This is a genomic window from Nocardia sp. CA-151230, from assembly GCF_050942175.1.
In the GTDB taxonomy this organism is placed as follows: Bacteria; Actinomycetota; Actinomycetes; order Mycobacteriales; family Mycobacteriaceae; genus Nocardia.
Map to the genome: position 1 here is coordinate 8649881 of NZ_CP192061.1, position 19771 is coordinate 8669651.

Consider the following 19771-nt stretch of genomic DNA (forward strand, 5'->3'; position numbering starts at 1 on the left):
ATCCGCGACAGGAGCGGACGCGCCGGGCCGTGGAGGCGGCCTGGCGCATCGAATGGCCGCGCCTGGTGGCCGGCCTGACCCGCCTGGTCGGCGATATCGCCACTGCCGAGGAGCTCGCGCAGGACGCCCATGTGGCGGCGCTGGAACAGTGGCCGCGCGACGGCGTCCCGCCGAATCCGGGCGGCTGGCTCATGCTGACGGCGAAACATCGCGCGGTGGACCGCATTCGGCGCGACGTGAACTTCGCGCGGAAGCTGGAGCTGCTCGGCCGTGAGACGCTCACGGCCGAGCAGCCGCCCGGCGAACCGGAACCGGCCATCGCGGACGACCTGCTGCGCATGATCTTCACCGCCTGCCATCCCGTGCTCTCGCCCCCAGCGCGGGCGGCGCTCACCCTGCGCATGGTGGGCGGCCTGACCACGGCCGAGATCGCGCGGGCCCATCTGGTCCCGGAATCGACCGTGGCGCAACGTATCGTGCGCGCCAAGCGCACCATCGCGGCCAAACGGATTCCCTACGAGGTACCCGAGGGTGCGGAGCTGGCCGCGCGGCTGGACTCCGTGCTCGAGGTCATCTACCTGATCTTCAACGAGGGCTATACCGCCACCTCCGGCGAGCGCTGGGTCCGGGCCGAATTGTGCTCGGACGCACTGCGTCTGGCGCGCATCCTGACCGGGCTGCTGCCCGAGGAGCCGGAGGCGCACGGGCTGGCGGCCCTGCTCGAACTGCAGGCTTCCCGCACCACCGCCCGCAGTGACGCGGACAACGCGCTGGTGCTGCTGCCGGATCAGGACCGGTCCCGGTGGAATCGGCTCTCGATCGAACGCGGCCTGACCGCGCTGGGCCGCGCGCACACGCTGAATCGGATGCGGAATCTACCGCCCGGGCGCTACGCGCTCCAGGCCGCCATCGCCTCCGTGCACGCCGTGGCCCCGACCGCCGCCGAGACCGACTGGCGGCGCATCGCCGGACTGTACGCCATACTGGCGCAACGGTTTCCGTCACCGATCGTGGAGTTGAACCGGGCGGTCGCGGTGGCCATGGTGCACGGACCCGCCGCGGGCCTGGAGTTGATCGACGCCATTGCCGCGACCGGGGCGCTCGACGAGTATCACCTGCTGCACGCGGTCCGCGGGGATCTGCTGGCGCGGCAGGGCCGGGATGCGGAGGCGCGGGCCGCTTTTCGGCGCGCGGCCGATCTGACCGGCAATGAGATCGAGCGGGAGTTGCTGCTCGGCCGCGCGCGCTGACCGGCAATCCACTCCGATCAAGCATTTCACCGCGTGTCGCTCACCCCTCCCGGGAAACGACAGGGCGTACGGTCGGCTTCTAGCTGAAGCCAGATGGGTCTGTTTTTTCGTGAACGACACGGAAGGACCAGGCGTTGCCCATTCTCGACAAGCGTCCGCTCCGAGCCACCGTCCTCGGACTGCTCGTGGCGGCCCTCGCCCCGCTCACCGTCGCCGTCGGAACCGCCGACGCGCGCACCGAAATCGCCGACCCCATCGCTCAATCCGCGCTCCCGGCCGCCCTGCCGGTGGACCCGGCGTCCCTGCTGCAGCTGGTCGGCGCGGCCCAGCGGTTCTCCAAACCGGCCTTGCAGACACTGGCACGTTTCATCGTGCCCGGGGACCAGTGGGGGTCGTTCAATCAGATCATCACGCACGAGAGCGACTGGCAGGTCTTCGCCATCAATCCGACCTCCGGCGCCTACGGGCTGGCCCAGGCCCTCCCCGCACACAAGATGTTCAGCGAGGGCCCGGACTGGCTGTTCAACCCGCTCACCCAGCTGCGCTGGGCCTACCGCTACATGGTCGAGCGCTACGGCAGCCCGAACGCCGCCTGGGCTTTCTGGCAGGCCCACAACTGGTACTGAGCCTGCCGGTCCCCGAACTCGATCGGCCCGGTACGTATCTCGATCAGCTCAGCGCGGCCCGGAAGACCTCGGCGACCGGGGTCGACGGGCGGCCCAGCAGCCGCTGCAGGTCACCGGAGTCGACGGCCAGGATGCCGTCGGCGATACCGGCGTCGGCATCGGCCAGGGCGGCGGCATAGCCGGCGTCCAGACCCGCGCCCTGCAACGCCGCGGCGTAGTCGGCCTGCGGCAGGTCCTGGTAGCGGACCGGCTTGCCGGCCACCTCCGAGATCACCTGCGCCAGTTCGGCATACGAGAGCGTCTCGTCGCCGCCGAGTTCGTAGACCTTGCCCTCGTGGCCGTCGGTGGTGAGGACGCGGGCGGCGGCCTCGGCGTAATCGGCACGGGCCGCGCCGGATACCTTGCCCTCGCCCGCCGCGCCGTAGAGCACGCCCGTCTCGATGGCGTGCGCCAGGCCGCCGGTGTAGTTCTCCCAGTACCAGCCGTTGCGCAGCAGCACGGTCGGGATGCTCGCTCCGGCCAGCGCGGCCTCGGTCCCGATGTGCTCCTGGGCCAGGATCAGCGGATTGCGGCCGGCCTGCGGAATGCTGGTGTAGGCCAGCAGTTTCACGCCCGCCCGCTCGGCCGCGCGCAGCACGTTGGTGTGCTGGGCGACGCGCTTGGTGAACTCGTTGCCGGAGACCAGCAGCACGCGGTCGACCCCCTGGAAGGCGCGCTCGAGCGCGTCCGGATCGTCATAGCTCGCCACCCGCACGTCGACACCCCGCGCGGCCAGATCGGCCACCTTGGCGGGATCGCGGACCACCGCCACCACCGGCTGCGATCCGTCCTTCAACAGCGCCTCGACGACCAGGCGACCCAGCTGTCCGCTTGCTCCGGTGACTGCGACGGTCATGACTACCTCCAGGTTTCAGGGAATGAACTGCACCGCTGACATGTACTAACTAATAGTAAGCACATGCTATTCCTGAACCGCTACCCGAAACACAGGTAATCTGAATCTCATGAACGCCCGGCCTCCCGACCGGTCCTACCCGGACGACCCCACCCTGGAAGCCGACGTCTTCGCCCGCAACTGCTCCTCGCGCCCGGTCCTGCAAGACGTCGCCAGTCGCTGGGGTGTGCTCGCCCTGGCCGCCCTGCGTGAGGGCCCCTACCGGTTCTCGGCCCTGCGCCGCCGCGTGGACGGCATCTCCGAGCGCATGCTCTCCCAGACCCTGCAGACCCTGGAACGCGACGGCATGGTCAATCGCGAAGTCCAGCAATCCATCCCGCCGGTCGTCGAGTACACCCTCACCGACCTGGGCGCGCAGGTGGCCGACCAGCTCGTCGGCCTCATCGACATCCTCGAATCCAATATCGCGAAGATCGAAGCGGCCCAGACCGCCTACCACCGCGAGTAAGCAACTCTCGGTGCTCTCAGGAGCTTCGCCCCCGAACCCCCATGAAGGATTTCCCGGGGCAAGCCCCGGACCCCCACACGAGAACAAGGAGCCGCATGTCCGCCGACACCGATCTGCAATATCTCGAACGCTGCGTGGAGCTGGCCGCCGAAGCCCTGGACGCGGGCGACGAGCCGTTCGGGTCATTGCTGGTCGCCGCGGACGGCGCCGTGCTCGCCGAGGATCGCAACCGTGTCTCGGGCGGCGACGCCACCCGCCACCCCGAATTCGAGCTGGCCCGCTGGGCCGCCGAGCACCTCACCCCCGAGGACCGGGCGACGGCCACGGTCTACACCTCCGGCGAACACTGCGTCATGTGCTCGGCCGCGCACGCCTGGGTCGGCCTGGGCCGCATCGTCTACGCCGCCTCCACCGCCCAGCTCACGGAGTGGCTCAACGAGTTCGGCGTCCCCGCGGGCCCGATCCGCCCCCTCGCCATCCAGGAGGTGGCTCCGGGCATCCCGGTCTCCGGCCCCTTCCCGGAACTGACCGATCGCGTCTACGCCCTCCACCGCCGCCTGCACTTGGCGGACTGACCGCTCGGAAGAACGAAAGCGACCCGGTGCCGGCGGAAATCGCCGGCACCGGGCCACTTCAGGGTTTCGGCGACGGAACCCTGCGATTCGCGGGACTCGCCTCCCCTTCCGGGATTTCGGGGGTGGCCCCCGAAATCCCTTGGGGTTTCAGGGGCGAACCCCCGAGAGGTCTTCCAGAGCTAGAAGTTGATCATGTGGCCGGCGAGGCCGTGGATCGCTTCCTGGAGGGCTTCCGACAGAGTCGGGTGGGTGTGGACGTTGCGGGCCAGTTCGTTGACCGTGAGATCCCACTTCTGGGCCAGGGTCAGTTCCGGCAGCAGTTCGGAGACGTCGGGGCCGATGAGGTGGCCGCCGATGAGCTCGCCGTACTTGGCGTCGGAGATGAGCTTGACGAAGCCCTGCGCGTCGCCGAGCCCGTGCGCCTTGCCGTTCGCGGTGAACGGGAAGGTCGCGACCTTCACGTCGTAGCCCTCGTCGCGGGCCTGCTGCTCGGTGAGGCCGAAGGAGGCGACCTGCGGCTGGCAGAAGGTGGCGCGCGGCATCATGCGGTAATCGCCCAGCGACATGGTCTCCGCGCCCGCGATGGTCTCGGCCGCGACCACGCCCTGTGCCTCGGCGACGTGCGCGAGCTGCAGGAGGGCGGTGACGTCACCGATGGCGTAGATGCCGGGGACGTTGGTGCGCATGTACTCGTCGATCGCGATGGCGCCGCGGTCGGTGAGCTGCACGCCGGTGTTCTCCAGGCCGTAGCCCTGCACGCGCGGCGCGAAGCCGACGGCCTGCAGCACCTTGTCCACGGTGACGGTCTCGATCGCGCCGGACTTGTTGTCCTTGATCGACACGGTGACCTTGGAGCCGTCGTCCTCGATGGACTGCACGGCCGCGGAGGTGGTGATGGTGATGCCGAGCTTCTTGTACGCCTTGGTGATCTCCTTGGAGATGTCGGCGTCCTCGTTCGGCAGTGCGCGGTCGAGGAATTCGACGATGCGTACGTCCACACCGTAGTTCTTGAGGACGTAGGCGAACTCCATGCCGATGGCGCCCGCACCCACGATGAGGATGGAACCCGGCAGGTCACGGGTGAGGATCTGCTCCTCGTAGGTGACCACGTTGGCGGACAGCGAGGTGCCCGGCAGCAGCTTGGTCTCGGTGCCCGTGGCGATGATCACGTTGTCGAACGTGATGTCCTCGGTGCCGCCCTTGGTGAGCGCGACCGAGAGCGACTTCGGGCCGGTGAAGGTGCCCTTGCCGTCGAACTCGTCGATCTTGTTCTTCTTCATCAGGAAGTGGACGCCCTTGACCCGGCCGTCCGCGACCTTGCGGCTGCGGTCGAACGCCGCGCCGAAGTCGAAGGTCGCGTTACCCGAGATACCGAAGGTCTTCGCTTCCTTGGTGAAGATATGAGCCAGCTCCGCATTGCGCAGCAGCGCCTTGGACGGAATGCAGCCCACGTTCAGGCACACGCCACCCCAGTATTTCTGCTCGACGATCGCTGTTCGCAGGCCGAGTTGAGCGGCACGGATCGCGGCGACGTAACCGCCGGGACCAGCGCCGAGAACGACGACATCGTAGTGGGAAGTCACGGCATCGAGACTAGACCTGTTGCCGGAGCCTCACTCAGCCATCCCCCGCCCCCGTGAGACGCGGAACACGTGAGAGCGGTCACGCTCGCGGTCTGGATGCGACCGATCAGTCCGTCGCGCCCGGTGGATCGGCCGAGATCTCCGACGGTCCGTTGATCCCACCGGACCCGCCGCGGCTAATCCCGCCAGACCTGCCGCGCCACGCGCGCGAAATTGCCGCCGAAGACGGCCGCCCGGTCGGCGGCGGAGAAGCCGCGCGCGTCCAGCACCTCGTCCAGCCCCCGAACCCCGGACGTGCCGAGCAGGTCTTCCGGTGGCGCCCACTGCAATTGGCCGTAGCGCGTGTACTCCTCGGAGTAGCTGTCCGGATTGCTGGCCAGTTCGGCGTTGAAATCCTCGGCGTCGAAGGAGTAGTCGGAGCCGATCCCGATGTGCTCGATGCCGACCAGTTCCGCGCCGTAGGCGATGTGGTCGGCCATGGCCTCGATGCGCCCGGCCGCGTCCGCGGGCTCGTTGCGGCCCAGGAAGATGCCGACGCCGTTGATGCCGATCACGCCGCCGGTGGCCGCGCACGCCTTGGCCTGGTCGTCGCCGATATTGCGCGGATGCGCCCACAGCGTCGCGAAATTCGAGTGGCTGTAGATCATCGGCACGGTCGTGGTCTCGGCGATGTCGAGTCCCGTGCGCCGCGAGCAGTGCGACCCGTCGGCGAACACGCCGACCTCGTTGAGCGTGCGGATCAGGTCGCGCCCGTAGGCGGTGAGCCCGGTGTCGTCGGTGTCGAGGCACCCGCAGCCGGCCGCGTTGGCATGGTTGTAGGTGGGCAGCAGCGACCGCAGGCCCAGTTCGTGGAACAGCTCGACATTGTCGAGATCGCCCCCCAGCGGCCCGGAGTCCTCCAGGTCGAAGGCCAGCGCGAGAGTGGCGTCGGTCTCCGCGGTGGGGACCTCCGGCCAGGCGTCCTCGATGCTGTGCACCAGGCGGAATCGGCCGTCGGTCAGGGCATCCCGCCGGAACTGGGTGACCAGTTCGAGCGACTCGCGAGTGGATTGCGGCGCGTAGCCGATATTGACCGAGAGGTACGAGCCCAGCGGGTACCGCGTCAGCTCGGTGAGGTCCGCGGTCGGCAGCAGCGGCAGGCAGCAGTGCTGTTCCCACAGCCGGGGCTCATACGACACGCCGAGGCCTCCTGGATCCGATCGGTATCGAAACCGCAATCCTACTGACCCCCCGGCAGGGTGCCCGGCAACACGTTCGCGACCGGCGAACGCGGCCCTCGGCAACAATGAGGGCATGACCGGTGTTGGACAGGACGTGACAGATCCCTACCTGTGGCTCGAAGAGGTCGAGAGCGAACGCGCCCTGGCCTGGGCGGAAGAACGTAATGCGGTGTCCCGCGAGCGGTTCGCGTCCACGGAGCGCTTCACCGACCTCGAGGCGCGCGTGCTCGCCATGCTCGACACCGACACCCGGATCGCCTATCCGGGCCGGCGCGGCCCGTGGCTCTACAACTACTGGCGCGACCGCGAGCACCCGAAGGGCCTGTGGCGGCGCACCACCTTCGCCGAGTACGCGAAGGACGAGCCGGACTGGGAGATCCTCATCGACCTGGACGCGCTGGCGGCCGCCGAGGGCGAGAACTGGGTCTGGGGCGGTGCGGCGGTGAAGCGGCCGGAGCAGCGGCGCGCGCTCATCAGCCTCTCGCGCGGCGGCGCGGACGCCAAGGTGGTCCGCGAATTCGATATCGAGACAAAGGCTTTCATCGCGCCCGAGGACGGCGGCTTCCACCTGCCCGAGGCCAAATCGGACTTCGCCTGGATCGATCACGACACCCTGTACGTGGGCACCGATTTCGGCCCCGGCTCACTGACCGACTCCGGCTATCCGCGGCTGGTGAAGCGCTGGCGGCGCGGAACCCCGCTGGAGGCTGCGGAATTCGTGTACGAGGGCGAGGTCACCGATGTGGCCGTCTCCGCGGGCTACGACCGTACCCCCGGCTACGAGCGGCACTTCCTGAGCCGCGCCACCGACTTCTTCAACGAAGAGGTCTACCTGCTGGAGTCCGACGGCACGCTGCGCTTCATCGATGTGCCCACCGATGCCACCGAGACCTGGTACAAGCGGTGGCTGCTGGTGCGGCTGAAGTCGCCGTGGGAGGTGAACGGCGCCACCTATCCGGCCGGTGCGCTGCTGGCCACCGACTTCGAGGCATTCCTCTCCGGCGCACGCGATTTCGAGGTCCTGTTCACCCCCGACGCGCACACTGCGCTGCACGGCTACGGCTGGACCGAGAACCACCTGCTGCTGGTCACGCTGGAGGATGTGCAGACCAAGCTGTACGTGCTCACCCCCGGCCCCGACGGCTGGGCCCGCGAGCCGCTGGCCGACACCCCGGCCATGGCCAGCACCAGCATCATGAACCTGGACCGCCTGGACGGCGGCGACGAATTCATGCTCTCCACCAGTGGTTTCACCCGCCCGACCACGCTGATGTCGGGGTCGGTGGGCGGCAGCGTGGAGGTGCTCAAGCAGGAGCCGGGTTTCTTCGACACCGACGGCATCGTGACCGAGCAGTTCTTCGCGCAGTCCGACGACGGCACCCAGATCCCGTATTTCGTGATCCGCCACCGCGATCGCCAGGGCTCCCCGGGCCCGACCGTGATGTCCGGTTACGGCGGGTTCGAGGTCTCCCGCACCCCCAGCTACAGCGGCATGGTGGGCATGGGCTGGCTGGAGCGCGGCGGCACCTACGTCATGACCAATATCCGCGGCGGCGGCGAATACGGCCCGGAATGGCACACCTCGGTGCTGAAGGCCAACCGGCACAAGGCCTTCGAGGATTTCGCGGCCGTGGCGCGGGATCTGGTGGCGCGCGGCGTCACCACGCCCGGGCAACTGGGCGCGGTGGGCGGCAGCAATGGCGGCCTGCTCATGGGCGTCATGCTGACCCGGTACCCGGAGCTGTTCGGGGCCATCGTGTGCCAGGTGCCGCTGCTGGACATGAAGCGCTACCACCTGCTGCTGGCGGGCGCGTCCTGGATCGCCGAGTACGGCGACCCGGACAAGCCGGAGGAGTGGGACTACCTCGCGAAGTACTCGCCGTACCAGAACACCAGCCCGGACCGGCAGTATCCGCCGATCCTGCTGACCACCTCCACCCGCGACGACCGCGTGCACCCCGGCCATGCCCGAAAGATGGCCGCGCGCTTGGCATCCGAGGGCCACGACGTCTGGTACTACGAGAACATCGAGGGCGGCCACGGCGGCGCGGCGGACAACAAGCAGTCCGCATTCCAGGCGGCGATAATCTACGAGTTCTTCACCCAGCAGCTGATGGACTGACGCCCCGGGAGTCGATGTGGACCAACTGGACGAGCTGATCGAGACCACCGCCGCCGCGACCGGGCTCGATCCGGACGACGTCCGGTCCTTCACCGCCACCGCCGAGCGACACGAATATCCGGCCGGCGCAACCCTGTTCCACGAGGCCACGCCGCGGGAATGGGCGGGCATCGTGGTCGAGGGCGAGATCCAGATCATCTCGGGCCTCACCGGTCACGAGATCCAGCTCGCGCGCCTGGGCCCCGGCAGCCTGGTCTCCGAGGTCGCGCTGGTGGACGACACCCCGCACACGGCCAGCGGCCGCACCCGCGACGGCGTGGTGGTGCTCGCGGTCCCGCGCGCCACCCTGCGGGAGCTGGCCGAGCAGCACCCGGATCGCTACTACCGCATCGTCGCCCGCGTCGCCGGGCTCATCGCGCATCGCATGCGCACCGTCTCCGAGCGGCTGGCGGCGGCGATCGCGGCCCAGCAGCCGCTGGGCGGCATTCGCACCGAACACGATTCGCTGGGCACCCGGGAACTGCCCGCCGACGCGTACTACGGCGTCCAGACCCTGCGCGCGATCGAGAACTTCCCGATCTCGGGGGTGAAGCTGCGCCGGTTCGGGCACCTGGTGTCCGCGCTGGCCTACGTGAAAAAGGCCGCCGCACTGGCGAACGCGGAATTCGGGTCGATCACGCAGGAGAAGGCGACGGCCATCATCGGAGCCTGCGACGAGCTGCTGGAGCCCGGCAGCCCGGCGGCGGTGCGCCTGCGCGAGGACTTCATGGTCGACATGGTGCAGGGCGGCGCGGGCACCTCGACCAATATGAACGCCAACGAGGTCATCGCCAACCGCGGCCTCGAACTGATGGGGCATCACAAGGGCGAGTACCGCTACCTGCACCCCAATGACGACGTGAACTGCTCTCAGTCCACCAACGACGTCTACCCGACCGCGGTGAAGCTCGGCGTGTACCTGTCCGTCCAGGACGTCGCCGCGGCGCTCACCGAACTGCAGAATGCGCTGCGCGCCAAGGCGGTCGAATTCGGCGACGTCATCAAGATGGGCCGCACCCAGCTGCAGGACGCCGTCCCCATGACGCTGGGCCAGGAGTTCGGCGCGTACGCGGTCATGATCGGCGAGGCCATCAGCCATCTGCGGCGGATCGCGCAGGACCTGCTCTCGGTGAACCTGGGCGGCACCGCCATCGGCACCGGGATCACCAGCCCGCCCGGCTATGCCGAGCTGGTCAACCGGAAACTCGCCGAGATCACCGGGCTGCCCATCCGCGAGGCCGAGAACCTGGTCGAAGCCACCCAGGACTCGGGCGACTTCGTGGCGGTGTCGGGCACCCTCAAGCGCGCGGCGGTTCAGCTGTCCAAGATCTGCAACGACCTGCGCCTGTTGTCCAGCGGCCCGCGCGCCGGACTGGGCGAGATCAACCTGCCCGCGGTGCAACCGGGTTCGTCGATCATGCCGGGCAAGGTCAACCCGGTCATCCCGGAGGTGGTGAACCAGGTCTGCTTCCAGCTGATCGGCTACGACATGACCGTCACCATGGCCGCCGAGGCCAGCCAGCTGGAATTGAACATGGCCGAGCCGATCATGGCCTACGACCTGCTGATGGGCCTGATGATGCTGCGCAATGCGGCCATCACCCTGACCAGCCGCTGCATCACCGGCATCACCGCCAACCGGGAACACTGCCGGGATCTGGTGGCGCACAGCATCGGCCTGGTGACCGCGCTGGTGCCCAAGCTCGGCTACGAGCAGTCGGCGGCGATCGCCAAGGAGGCGTTGCGAACCGGCGGCAGCGTCTACGACCTGGTGCTGGAGCGCGGCGCCCTCAGCAAGGACGAGCTCGACGAGCTGCTGAGCCCGGAGAAGATGACCGCGCCACGATCGCGCACCCTCTGAATCGGCCCGCGAATCAGCGGTCCCGGAGCCACTTTTCGACATAGTCGAGGGTGGACTCGGGATCGCTGATCCAGCCGTTGTGCCCGAGCGGGTCCGGATTGTGCCAGGTGGTGATGTCGGCCTCGGACAGCTTGGCGAGCAGCTGGCGAGCCGACCCGCGCGGGGTCAGCTCATCGCCGGTCATGGTGATCGACAGGACCGGCAGTTTCAGCCGCCCGATGCGCTCCTCGTAGTCGATATCGGCTCCGGCGGGCTGGAATCGGCCGGTGCGGGCCAGGCGCGCCCAGTCGGCGATGAGCGCCTTCGACTGCCGTCCGAAGCCGCCCGCGGTGATGGTGTCGCCGGGCCAGAACCCGGCCAGATTGGCGGTCAGCGACAGCGCCGCGCTGCCCACCGCGGCCAGGCCCGTGTAGCCGCGGAAATGCGGCGTGCCGGAGGCGATGAGGATCAATCCGCCCAGTCGCCCGCGGATCCGGGAGGCGTACATGACGCCGAGCTGGCCACCCATGCTGTGCCCCAGCAGGTATGGCGTGCTCTCGGGGAACCGCTCGCGCACCACCTCGAACATGGCGGGGAAGTCCATGGCCACCAGTTCCTGATAGCCGTGGGTGCTCGGGACGCCGGGTTTCGGTCTGCTCTCGCCGTTTCCGCGGATCTCCAGCAGCGCCACATCGAAACCCCGGTCCGCCAATGGCTTCCCGAACAGGGAGTAGTACTCGCCCGGTACGCCCAGGCCGGGCGCGATCACCACCACCGGCCGGGGGCTGTCGGCCGTAATCGGATGCCGGTGCGGGCCTTTCGCCGGTATCAAGCGCACCGGCACCGTCGTCCCGTCGGGCATCTGGATGGGCACGGTCTCCATGATCGGCACGCTACCCGTAAAGGTCGCGCCCGTCCGCGAGGAGCGGACGGGCGCGAAATCGAGTCGGTTGACGGAGGTTCGGACCGGGTCAGGCGCTGACGGCGCCCATGATGATGCGGCGCAGCACCCGGATCACGTCGTCGAGCGGCTGGCGCGGTTCCGAACCGCTCCAGGCGTCCACCACGTAGTTCACGGCGCCGATGATGGCGAGCACCCGCATTTCGTAGTCACCGGGCGGGATTTCACCGTGCAGGGCGGCATCCTCGGCGGCGCTGGCCAGCAGCGCGCCCCAGGCACGCCGCAGTTCCAGGCGGAACTTCTCCACCTTGGGTCCCGCCCCGACGACTTCGACGAGCGCGACTCTGGCCTTGCGCGGATCTCGCCCGATGGACTCGATATAGGCGCGTACGGCGGCGTCGATGATGTCGATGGCGCTGGCGTCGGAGTGCTCGGCGATGGTGGCCGCCACGGCTTCCCGGGATTCGCGATCGATCTGCTCGTAGAGCTCGAGCAAGAGCGATTCGCGTCCGGTGAACTCCTCGTAGAACTGTCTCGAGGAGAGGCCGGCGTCCTTGCAGATGGCTCCGACAGAACTATTGGCGTATCCATCGCGCGCGAACACCGTGAGCCCGGACTCCAGAAAACGCGCACGACGCTGCCGCTGCCGGTCTTCTACGGGCTGCCCGGCGTACATTCTTCCCGCGTTCGTTTCCTGTGACATTGCGCCAGACAATACCGAAGGGCCCGATCCCCTCGTCATGGATCGGGCCCTTCGTTTGAACCTTCGACTTACCGCGCGATAGCCGAAAGATGGCTCAGTGACTTCGGGCCGGGCGACGCACCCGGGACGGTGGGTATAGGCAGGGGAACCGTCCCGGGTTCGGGACGCGGGTCCGGGGGGAGAGACTCGCGGCCCGATGTCGCATTGACCCGAAAGTCACTGATCGTTTGCCGTTCAACACGATACAGAGCAGGCGAACTGGACGGAATACTTTTCTAGGATCTTTTTAGTATTAATTTGTCGGACCCTCGCGATGCCCGGCCGGACCAGGGCGGAAGCACTCGCTGCGAGCGGAGTACCCAGCGCGATACCCAGCGACACCAGGCGCGAAACCCGTCGACACGGACATAAAAAAGGACCCGATCCCCCCGTCGGAGATCGGGTCCTTCCACATCACCCCGGCTTCCGCGCAGTAGCCGAAAGATGGCGCTCGCGTGGCTACTTGGCGGAAATGCTCGAGGAGCCGGTTGCCAGCAGCTTGAGAATGGTCTGGACGAGAACATCCGAAAGGAAGTTCGCCATGGTGGTGCTCCGATCCGCCGGGGTGCCCGTGCTTTCACTGACTGTTTGCCCTCGGCACGATACCGATCCGGTACCCACGCAGGGAAGATTTCCGATGAACTTTCTAGAACTTTTTTGAGAGAGCCCTAGATTAGGCCGGGACCTCCGGCTCGCCCAGGGTGAGCATGAGCCGGTTGGCCCACGAGAAGGAGGCGGCGGACAGCACCAGATCGTGCAGCTCGGCGGAGTCGAAACCCAGCTCTCGCAGCCGCTTCGGATGATCGGCGGTCGCGCGCGGCGGATTGGCGGCCAGCGCGTCCACGAAATCGATGACGGCGTCCCACCTTTCGTCGATCCGTACCTCGTTGCCCTCGTCCAGCAACCGCTGCACATCCGCGACACGCTTGGACAGCGCAGAAGTGAAACGTGAATGAACGGATGCGCAGTACTCACACCCGTTGTGCCGGGAGGTAACGGTCGCCGCGAGTTCGCGCTCGGCCCGGGTCAATCCCCCTCGACCGTAGAAGATCGCTCGGTCATTCGCGCTGCGGTGCGCCAGCACCTCGGCATTGCGCGCGAGTAGCCGGAAGTAGGGGCCGACACCGCGATCGCCCTCGAGCAGGGGACGCTGCAACTCATCGGCATCGGCCAGCACGATGGGTTCCACCCACGGCACCCAGTCCAGCTGCTCCTGGGTGAATCCACGTGGCCGCCGGGATGTTTCGGCACTGCGCACCTCGCGCCCGGGCTCACTCATCATCCGCTCCGATCAGTCGCAGCCCGGCCAGCAGCCGGACCTGGAAGTGCACGAACCCGATGAGCTGCGCCACCGTCACGATGTCGCGCTCGGAAAGGCCGGCCGCGGCCAGCGCGTCGATGTCCGCGCGGGCGATGGACGCCGGCGCTGAGGTCACCCGGGCGGCGTGCCGCAGAATGGCCGCCAGCACCGGATCGCCCTCCGCCGGAGTGGTTCCCAGCGCCGCGTAGTGCGCCGCCAGCTCCGGCGCGCCGGCCAGCTCGGCGACGGCGACCGCCGCCGCGATCAGCCGCTCCCGTCCGACGCTCGCGGTGGCCGGGCCGTCGAGCAGCGCCTCGAATACACCCTGCGAATGTTCGATAACCTCCGGGCGTGTCGCGCGCACCGCGCGCACCGATTCGGCGCGCGCCCCCAGCACGGCATCGATGACATCGGCGTGGCGGCCCCCTGCGCCGCCGCGCGAGTCGGCCGGCTCGGCGGTGCCGGAAGCAGTCTTTCCAGCCACTTCCGTTGCGGCAGGTGGCGTGTCGTCGTAGGCAGTGGATGCCTCGGTCACCGGGTGATCCTTTCGTCGGGTCGCCAACCCAGTTGCGGCGCGACCTTGGTGGCGATGAGTTCGATGGAGCGCAGGGTGGCGATGTGGCCCGGGTCGACCGGGTGCGCCTGCACGATCAAGTCGGTGGCGTGCCGCAGCACCGCGTCCTCCGACAACCGCGCCACCACCTCGTCCGGGGTGCCGACGTAGATGTCACGCAGCACCTCGTCCACGGATTCCGCCACTTCGGGCCCGCCGTTGCGGCCGAGCTGATCCAGGAACCGGGCCGCGCCGCGCTCGGCGAGGGCGACCGCCTCGTCGTGGTCGTCGGCCACGAAAACGCCCCGGGACGCGCCGATTCGCGGTTCGGCGCCCGCGGGCAGCGCGTCGAGGTAGGAGTCGACCAGCGGCTGCTGGATCTCCCAGAGGGTTGCGTCCGGCGCGGCCGGATCACGCGGCTGGGCCTTCGACAGCAGCAGTCCGTCACCGGCCCGCCCGGCCCGCCCCGCGCCCCCGGCCGAGAAGGTGGCCTGCCACAGGCGGTCACGCAGCCCGGCGGCAGGCGGGTTCAATCCGCGGTCACCGACCAGCGGCGTACCGTCCAGGGCCGCGGTCACCCGCGCGAGCTTGTTCGCGTACACCGACTGCCGATCCGCGCCGGCCAGGTCGAACAGGTCGAAGGCGTGCCGCGACCCGCCCGCGCCGAAGCCCAGCTCGAGCCGCCCGCCCGACAGCTCGTCCAGCACCGCCGCGTCCTCGGCGACCCGGATCGGATCCTCGAGGGCCAGCGTCACGATCGCGGTCCCGAAGCGGATGCGCGGAAAGCGGGCGGCCGCGTGAGCGAGGAACACGAACGGGGACGGCAGCCCGCCCTCGGCCGGATCCAGGTGATGCTGCGCCACCCAGGCGGTGTCGTAGCCGAGCCGTTCGGCCAGCCCGATCTGCTCGAGCGCCTGCCGGTACACCGTGCCCGCGTCCTGCGCCGGATCGGTGCGGACCAGGCGGGTGAAGAAGCCGAGCCGTTGCGGGGTCATGTGGTCACCTTTCCGAGGTAGGCGTCGCGCACCGCCGGATCGCCGACGAGTTCCGCGGCCGGGCCGTGCAGCACGATCCGCCCGCTGCGCAGCACATTGGCGGTGTGCGCGATGCTCAGGGCCAGCTCCGCCTGCTGCTCGACGATCAGGATGGCCAGGCCCAGCTCCCGATTGAGCCGGGCGATCTCCTCCAGCACCCGATCGACGAACAGTGGCGACAATCCCATGGTGGGCTCGTCCATGCAGATGAGGCGCGGTTTGCTCATGAGCGCGCGGGCGAAGGCCAGCATCTGCTGCTCGCCACCGGAGAGCGTGCCCGCCCGCTGGGCGCGCCGCTCGGCCAGCCGCGGGAAGTGGTCGAACAGCTCGGCGGCGCGCGCGGCCAGCACCGTGCGGCGCTCCCGGCGGATGTAGCCGCCGACGAAGAGGTTCTCCTCGACGGTCATGGCCGGGAAGACGCGCCGGGCCTCCGGGACCGAGGCCAGCCCGGCCCGGATCCGCGCCGACGGGGGCGTCCCGCTCACGTCCGTGCCGTCGATGCGCACCGCGCCCGAGGACGGTTTCAGCAGGCCGAGCGCGGTTTTCATGGTGGTCGACTTGCCCGAGGCATTGCCGCCCAGCAGCGAGACGATCTCGCCGGGCCGCACCCGCAGGGAGACCTCGTCGAGCGCCCGGGACGGGCCGTAGTGCACCATCACCCGGTCGAATTCGAGGATCGGAGTGGCGTTCTCGTCGAACTCAGACATCCGCGCCGACCTCCCCGCCGGCCCGGCTGCGCCCGAGGTAGGCCTCGATGACGCGCGGATCCGCCAGCACCTCGGCGGGCGTGCCCTGGGCGATGATGCGCCCCTCGTCGAGCACGAGCACCCGGTCGGACAGGTCGTGGACCAGGTCCATCTTGTGCTCGACCAGCAGCACCGTCTGGCCCTGGGCCTTCAATGTGGCCAGCTGCCTGCCGATTTCGGCGGTCTCGGTCTGGTTCATGCCCGCGGCGGGTTCGTCGAGGAGCAGCAGGCCGGGTTCCGCGGCGAGCGCCCGCGCGATCTCGGTGCGGCGGCGATTGGCATAGGACAGCGTGTAGGCCGGATGGCCGGACCGCGGCACCAGTCGTTCCTCGAACCGCGTGAGCTGCGCGTCGATCCGAGCGGCCGACGCCCGCCGCTCGGTGCGCGCCGCCGGTGTCGGCACCAGCGCCACCGCCAGCTCGGCGAGCAGCGAAATCCATTTCAGCACCGGCACATTCGCCAGCGTGCGCAGAGGCCGTGTGGCGCGCAGAGTGGGCTGCAGGCCGACATCGACGTTCTCGCGGACTGTCATATTGCCGAACACGCGGCCGTTCTGGAAGGTCCGGGCGATGCCCGCCGCGGCGGCCGCCTCCGGGCGGCCCGGGCGAATCCTGCTGCCGTGCACCAGGACTGCTCCGTCATCCGGCTTCAGCACGCCGGAGATCAGATTGACCGTCGTCGACTTCCCGGACCCGTTGGGCCCGATGATCGAGACGAATTCACCCGGTGCGATGGAGAATTCGACCCCGTCCACGGCTCGTACGCCGCCGAAGGAGCGTCGCAGACCGGTGACCGTGAGCACGTCAGGCGTTGACCGGGACACGATTCCTCCTCACCAGAATTCCCTGTGGCCGGAACCGCACCACCAGCAGCAATACCAAGCCGTACAACACGATTCGCCACGACGGCGCCAGCCGCAGCAGCTCCGGCACTCCGATCAGCACCACCGCGCCCAGCACCGCGCCGTAGGGCGAGGCGGTGCCGCCCAGCACCAGGATGGTCACCACCAGCAGCGACATCGGCAGGTTGAAGACCGTCGGGTCGATGTACGAGTACTGGTGGGCCAGCAGCGCGCCGCCGATGCCGGAGAAGAATGCCGCCACCGCGAAGGCCAGCGCCTTGTAATCGCGCACCGGCACCCCGGCCGAGCGGGCGGCCACCTCGTCGGCCCCGATGGCCCGGATGGCGATCCCCAGCCGGGACCGCTGCACGCCGACGATGACCGCCAGCACGATGGCCAGCACCACCAGCTCCAGCCGGAAAATCTGGGTGTGCGTGGTGAATTCGTATCCGAACAGGCTGGGCGCGGGGATCCCGAAGATGCCGTAGCTGCCGCGGGTCACCGGCTCCCAGTTCCGGATGATCGCCACCGTCACGATGCCGATGCCCAGCGTCGCGATGGCCACGTAGTGCCCGCCCAGCCGCCACAGCGGCGCGGCCAGCACCGAGGAGGCCACGGCCGCGACGAGGCCCGCGGCCACGATGGCGGGCAGGAAGGCCCAGCCGTGCGACACCGTCAGCACCGCCGAGGTGTACGCGCCGATGGCGATGGGACCCGCCTGCCCGATGGCCAGCTGTCCCGCCGACCCGGCCACCAGCGTCATGGAGACCGCGATGATGGCGTAGGCCAGGATCTGGGTGCCCACCGAGATGCCGTAGTCGTCCGCGATCAGCGGAATCGCAATGCCCGCAACGGCGAACGCGATCAGGGCGTGCCACCAGCGCACCCGTAGTTCCCGTCCCGACCCGAGGAAGGTGCCGGTCATGGGCTCGGATTCGATGGCCGGCGGCCGGGCGAGCAGGCCGCCGGGCCGCAGCACCAGGAAGATCACCAGCAGACCGAAGGTGATCAGATCCCGGTAGCCGTCACCGAACCAGTAGATGCCGAACGCCTCCACCAGCCCGAGCACGAAACCGCCGATGACCGCGCCCGGAATCGACCCCAGCCCGCCGATGGTGGCGGCCACGAATCCGGTCATGCCGACGATGCCGCCGCTGGTCGGCGAGATATTGGAGTTGTAGAGGCCGACGAAGACACCCGCCAGCCCGCCCAGTCCGGAGGCGATGGCGAAGGCCAGCGACTGCACCCGGCCGACGCCGATGCCCATCTGCGCGGCGGCGTCCGGGTCCTGCGCGGTGGCGCGAATGGCCAGGCCGTGGCGGCTGTAGCGCAGGAAGGCCCACAGTCCCGCCATCACCGTGAGGGTGAGGGCGAACATGACCACATCGGAGGTGCCGAACCGCACCCCGCCGACCCGGAAGTTGTTGGTGGGCAAGACCTGTGGGAAGGGCCGGGTGTCGGGCCCGAACACCAGGGCGACCACGTTCTCGATGATCAGCCCGACCGCCACCGTCGCCAGCAGGGCGGCAATGGCCGGGGCCCGCCGCAGCGGCCGCACCGCCAGGATGTCGATCCCGACGCCGACCAAGGCCGTCGCCGCCACCACCACGATCAACGCGGCCCACCAGGGCACGCCGTGCTGGGCGATCAGCCACCAGCCCAGCACCGAACCGAACGCGAAGATCGAGCCGTGCGCGAAGTTGATGACATTGCTGACCCCGAAGATGAGGGTGATGCCCACGGCGATGAGCGCGTACGCATTGCCGTGCACCAGACCCGCAATGAGCGTGTCGAACATCTATTTGGCGCTTCCGACCGGCACGAATTTGCCGCTGCGCAGTTCCAGCTCGATCGGCTTCACGCCGCTGGGCCGCCGCGTCTGCTGGTCGAAGGCGAAGGTGCCCAGCCCGATTCCGTCGAAGTCCTTGATCTCGCGCAGGCCCTTCAGCACGCCCTCGCGGGTGGCGCCGCCGGTCTTGGCGGCCTTCACCAGCACGTTCAGCGCGTCGTAGGCGTAGACGTTGAAATCGCCCGGGTCCGTATCGAACTTGGCCCGGAACTTGGTGACGAAGCTCTGGATCTTCGGGCTCGGATCCGACGGCGTGAAGACGCCGTTCACGATGTCGCCCTCGGCCGCCGCACCCGCCAGACCGATGAACTGCGGGGTGTTCTGGCCGGCGAAGAGCTGCCCGGTGAACCCGACATCACGCAGCTGCTTGACCACCAGCGCACCGTCCGGGCCGTAACCGAGGTGTACGAAGGCGTCCGGGTTGGCGTCGCGGCCCTTGATCAGCACCGGCCGGAAGTCCTGCGAATCCGGCAGGATGGCCGAGGAGTAGGCGATCTCGATGCCCTTCTCCTTGGCGAACTGTTCGAAGAATTTGAAAGCCTGCTTGCCCCAGTCGGTTTCGAGGTAGACGACGGAGACCTTCTTCGCCTTGGACCGCACCCACTCGGCATTGCGTTCCATGTACACGTCCAGCGTGATGGACGGGCTCCACGAGTAGTCGCCGCCCTTGGTGAAATCCACCGAGGAGTTGGTGAACCCGTACTGCACCAGCTTGCCGCGGTTGTACACCGGCGAAGCCGCGATGGAGGCGGGCGAGGAGAAGTCGCCGAGCTCGGCGATGATCGACTTGTCGCCCACGAACTTGGTGGCGATCGGCACCGTCTGCTTCGGATCCGACTGCGAATCCTCCCATTTCAGCGCGACCTTCTTGCCGTCGATACCGCCCGCCGCATTGATCTCGTCCAGGGCCAGGTCGAAGCCCTGCTGCCAGAGCCGCCCGTACTCGGCCGACCCGCCCGTCTTCGGGCCCGACACTCCGAAGTACACGGTGTCCGACTTGCTGTCCGACGACTCGTTCCCGCACGCCGACAGCAGCCCCGCCACCGCGGTCGCCGCCGCCACACCCACCAAAACCCGGAATCCACGCGACCCGGACCAGTTCCTGCTCATTGCTACCTCTGCACTCGTGCACCGACACCGCGCCGGG

Annotated in this window: 18 protein-coding genes and 1 pseudogene; 7 read left to right on the top strand and 12 right to left on the bottom strand. The window is 68.7% G+C overall.

What is annotated here, in order from left to right; all coding sequences use genetic code 11:
- Window positions 1–29 precede the first annotated feature (29 nt).
- A complete protein-coding gene (locus tag ACQP1O_RS40530; RefSeq protein ID WP_433563544.1) occupies window positions 30–1250 on the top strand; it encodes an RNA polymerase sigma factor in 1221 nt (406 codons plus the stop codon).
- A 134-nt stretch (window positions 1251–1384) separates the two neighbouring features.
- Window positions 1385–1876: a transglycosylase SLT domain-containing protein gene (locus tag ACQP1O_RS40535; RefSeq protein ID WP_433563545.1), complete on the top strand. Its 492-nt coding sequence runs from the start codon at window positions 1385–1387 to the stop codon at window positions 1874–1876.
- A 43-nt stretch (window positions 1877–1919) separates the two neighbouring features.
- Here ACQP1O_RS40535 and ACQP1O_RS40540 read toward each other — a convergent pair whose 3' ends face one another.
- Window positions 1920–2771 (bottom strand): SDR family oxidoreductase, encoded by an 852-nt coding sequence (locus ACQP1O_RS40540; protein ID WP_433563546.1) that lies wholly within the window; start codon window positions 2769–2771, stop codon window positions 1920–1922.
- A gap of 109 nt (window positions 2772–2880) precedes the next feature.
- Between ACQP1O_RS40540 and ACQP1O_RS40545 the strand changes: the two genes are divergently transcribed.
- Window positions 2881–3279, top strand: a complete 399-nt coding sequence (locus tag ACQP1O_RS40545; RefSeq protein ID WP_433563547.1) for a winged helix-turn-helix transcriptional regulator — start codon at window positions 2881–2883, stop codon at window positions 3277–3279.
- A 95-nt stretch (window positions 3280–3374) separates the two neighbouring features.
- Window positions 3375–3854, top strand: a complete 480-nt coding sequence (locus ACQP1O_RS40550) for a nucleoside deaminase (protein ID WP_433563548.1) — start codon at window positions 3375–3377, stop codon at window positions 3852–3854.
- Window positions 3855–4033: 179 nt separating this feature from the next.
- On the opposite strand, the gene lpdA is transcribed toward ACQP1O_RS40550, so the two are convergent.
- On the bottom strand, window positions 4034–5437 hold the full coding sequence (gene lpdA, locus ACQP1O_RS40555) for a dihydrolipoyl dehydrogenase (RefSeq protein WP_433563549.1): 1404 nt from the start codon (window positions 5435–5437) through the stop codon (window positions 4034–4036).
- A gap of 176 nt (window positions 5438–5613) precedes the next feature.
- Window positions 5614–6615, bottom strand: a complete 1002-nt coding sequence (locus tag ACQP1O_RS40560; RefSeq protein WP_433563550.1) for a dipeptidase — start codon at window positions 6613–6615, stop codon at window positions 5614–5616.
- Between the two features lie 115 nt (window positions 6616–6730).
- Here ACQP1O_RS40560 and ACQP1O_RS40565 point away from each other — a divergent pair, with 115 nt between their 5' ends.
- The 3 genes and pseudogenes from ACQP1O_RS40565 (at window position 6731) to ACQP1O_RS40575 (ending at window position 10679) form a co-directional block, all read left to right on the top strand.
- Window positions 6731–8779, top strand: coding sequence for a prolyl oligopeptidase family serine peptidase (locus ACQP1O_RS40565; RefSeq protein WP_433563551.1), 2049 nt, complete (start codon window positions 6731–6733; stop codon window positions 8777–8779).
- A gap of 16 nt (window positions 8780–8795) precedes the next feature.
- Window positions 8796–9137: pseudogene (locus ACQP1O_RS40570) on the top strand (cyclic nucleotide-binding domain-containing protein); the annotation flags it as partial.
- A 66-nt stretch (window positions 9138–9203) separates the two neighbouring features.
- Window positions 9204–10679, top strand: a complete 1476-nt coding sequence (locus tag ACQP1O_RS40575) for an aspartate ammonia-lyase (RefSeq protein ID WP_433567963.1) — start codon at window positions 9204–9206, stop codon at window positions 10677–10679.
- 13 nt (window positions 10680–10692) lie between these two features.
- Here ACQP1O_RS40575 and ACQP1O_RS40580 read toward each other — a convergent pair whose 3' ends face one another.
- From ACQP1O_RS40580 to ACQP1O_RS40620, 9 genes are all read right to left on the bottom strand, one after another.
- Complete coding sequence (locus ACQP1O_RS40580; protein WP_433563552.1) at window positions 10693–11541, bottom strand: alpha/beta hydrolase family protein; 849 nt, start codon at window positions 11539–11541, stop codon at window positions 10693–10695.
- 88 nt (window positions 11542–11629) lie between these two features.
- Window positions 11630–12262: a TetR/AcrR family transcriptional regulator gene (locus ACQP1O_RS40585; protein WP_245550798.1), complete on the bottom strand. Its 633-nt coding sequence runs from the start codon at window positions 12260–12262 to the stop codon at window positions 11630–11632.
- Window positions 12263–12974: 712 nt separating this feature from the next.
- Window positions 12975–13583, bottom strand: a complete 609-nt coding sequence (locus tag ACQP1O_RS40590) for a peroxidase-related enzyme (protein WP_433563553.1) — start codon at window positions 13581–13583, stop codon at window positions 12975–12977.
- Window positions 13573–14136 carry a hypothetical protein gene (locus ACQP1O_RS40595; protein WP_433563554.1) on the bottom strand — a complete coding sequence of 188 codons (564 nt, stop codon included), beginning with the start codon at window positions 14134–14136 and terminating at the stop codon, window positions 13573–13575. The genes ACQP1O_RS40590 and ACQP1O_RS40595 overlap by 11 nt, the downstream gene beginning before the upstream one ends.
- Window positions 14133–15149 carry a putative FMN-dependent luciferase-like monooxygenase gene (locus tag ACQP1O_RS40600; protein ID WP_433563555.1) on the bottom strand — a complete coding sequence of 339 codons (1017 nt, stop codon included), beginning with the start codon at window positions 15147–15149 and terminating at the stop codon, window positions 14133–14135. The genes ACQP1O_RS40595 and ACQP1O_RS40600 overlap by 4 nt, the downstream gene beginning before the upstream one ends.
- Window positions 15146–15895 carry an ABC transporter ATP-binding protein gene (locus ACQP1O_RS40605; RefSeq protein WP_433563556.1) on the bottom strand — a complete coding sequence of 250 codons (750 nt, stop codon included), beginning with the start codon at window positions 15893–15895 and terminating at the stop codon, window positions 15146–15148. Before ACQP1O_RS40605 ends, ACQP1O_RS40600 begins: the two co-directional genes overlap by 4 nt.
- On the bottom strand, window positions 15888–16757 hold the full coding sequence (locus tag ACQP1O_RS40610) for an ABC transporter ATP-binding protein (RefSeq protein ID WP_433563557.1): 870 nt from the start codon (window positions 16755–16757) through the stop codon (window positions 15888–15890). The genes ACQP1O_RS40605 and ACQP1O_RS40610 overlap by 8 nt, the downstream gene beginning before the upstream one ends.
- Window positions 16738–18573, bottom strand: coding sequence for an ABC transporter permease (locus ACQP1O_RS40615; RefSeq protein ID WP_433563558.1), 1836 nt, complete (start codon window positions 18571–18573; stop codon window positions 16738–16740). Before ACQP1O_RS40615 ends, ACQP1O_RS40610 begins: the two co-directional genes overlap by 20 nt.
- Window positions 18574–19734: an ABC transporter substrate-binding protein gene (locus tag ACQP1O_RS40620; RefSeq protein ID WP_433563559.1), complete on the bottom strand. Its 1161-nt coding sequence runs from the start codon at window positions 19732–19734 to the stop codon at window positions 18574–18576. It lies immediately after the preceding gene.
- Between the last annotated feature and the right edge of the window lie 37 nt (window positions 19735–19771).

Coding starts and splice junctions, on each gene's coding strand:
- ACQP1O_RS40540 (WP_433563546.1), bottom strand. CDS start 2,771: ATGACCGTCGCAGTCACCGGAGCAAGCGGACAGCTGGGTCGCCTGGTC.
- ACQP1O_RS40545 (WP_433563547.1), top strand. CDS start 2,881: ATGAACGCCCGGCCTCCCGACCGGTCCTACCCGGACGACCCCACCCTG.
- ACQP1O_RS40550 (WP_433563548.1), top strand. CDS start 3,375: ATGTCCGCCGACACCGATCTGCAATATCTCGAACGCTGCGTGGAGCTG.
- ACQP1O_RS40565 (WP_433563551.1), top strand. CDS start 6,731: ATGACCGGTGTTGGACAGGACGTGACAGATCCCTACCTGTGGCTCGAA.
- ACQP1O_RS40575 (WP_433567963.1), top strand. CDS start 9,204: ATGCGCACCGTCTCCGAGCGGCTGGCGGCGGCGATCGCGGCCCAGCAG.
- ACQP1O_RS40580 (WP_433563552.1), bottom strand. CDS start 11,541: ATGGAGACCGTGCCCATCCAGATGCCCGACGGGACGACGGTGCCGGTG.
- ACQP1O_RS40585 (WP_245550798.1), bottom strand. CDS start 12,262: ATGTCACAGGAAACGAACGCGGGAAGAATGTACGCCGGGCAGCCCGTA.
- ACQP1O_RS40590 (WP_433563553.1), bottom strand. CDS start 13,583: ATGATGAGTGAGCCCGGGCGCGAGGTGCGCAGTGCCGAAACATCCCGG.
- ACQP1O_RS40600 (WP_433563555.1), bottom strand. CDS start 15,149: ATGACCCCGCAACGGCTCGGCTTCTTCACCCGCCTGGTCCGCACCGAT.
- ACQP1O_RS40605 (WP_433563556.1), bottom strand. CDS start 15,895: ATGTCTGAGTTCGACGAGAACGCCACTCCGATCCTCGAATTCGACCGG.
- ACQP1O_RS40615 (WP_433563558.1), bottom strand. CDS start 18,573: ATGTTCGACACGCTCATTGCGGGTCTGGTGCACGGCAATGCGTACGCG.
- ACQP1O_RS40620 (WP_433563559.1), bottom strand. CDS start 19,734: ATGAGCAGGAACTGGTCCGGGTCGCGTGGATTCCGGGTTTTGGTGGGT.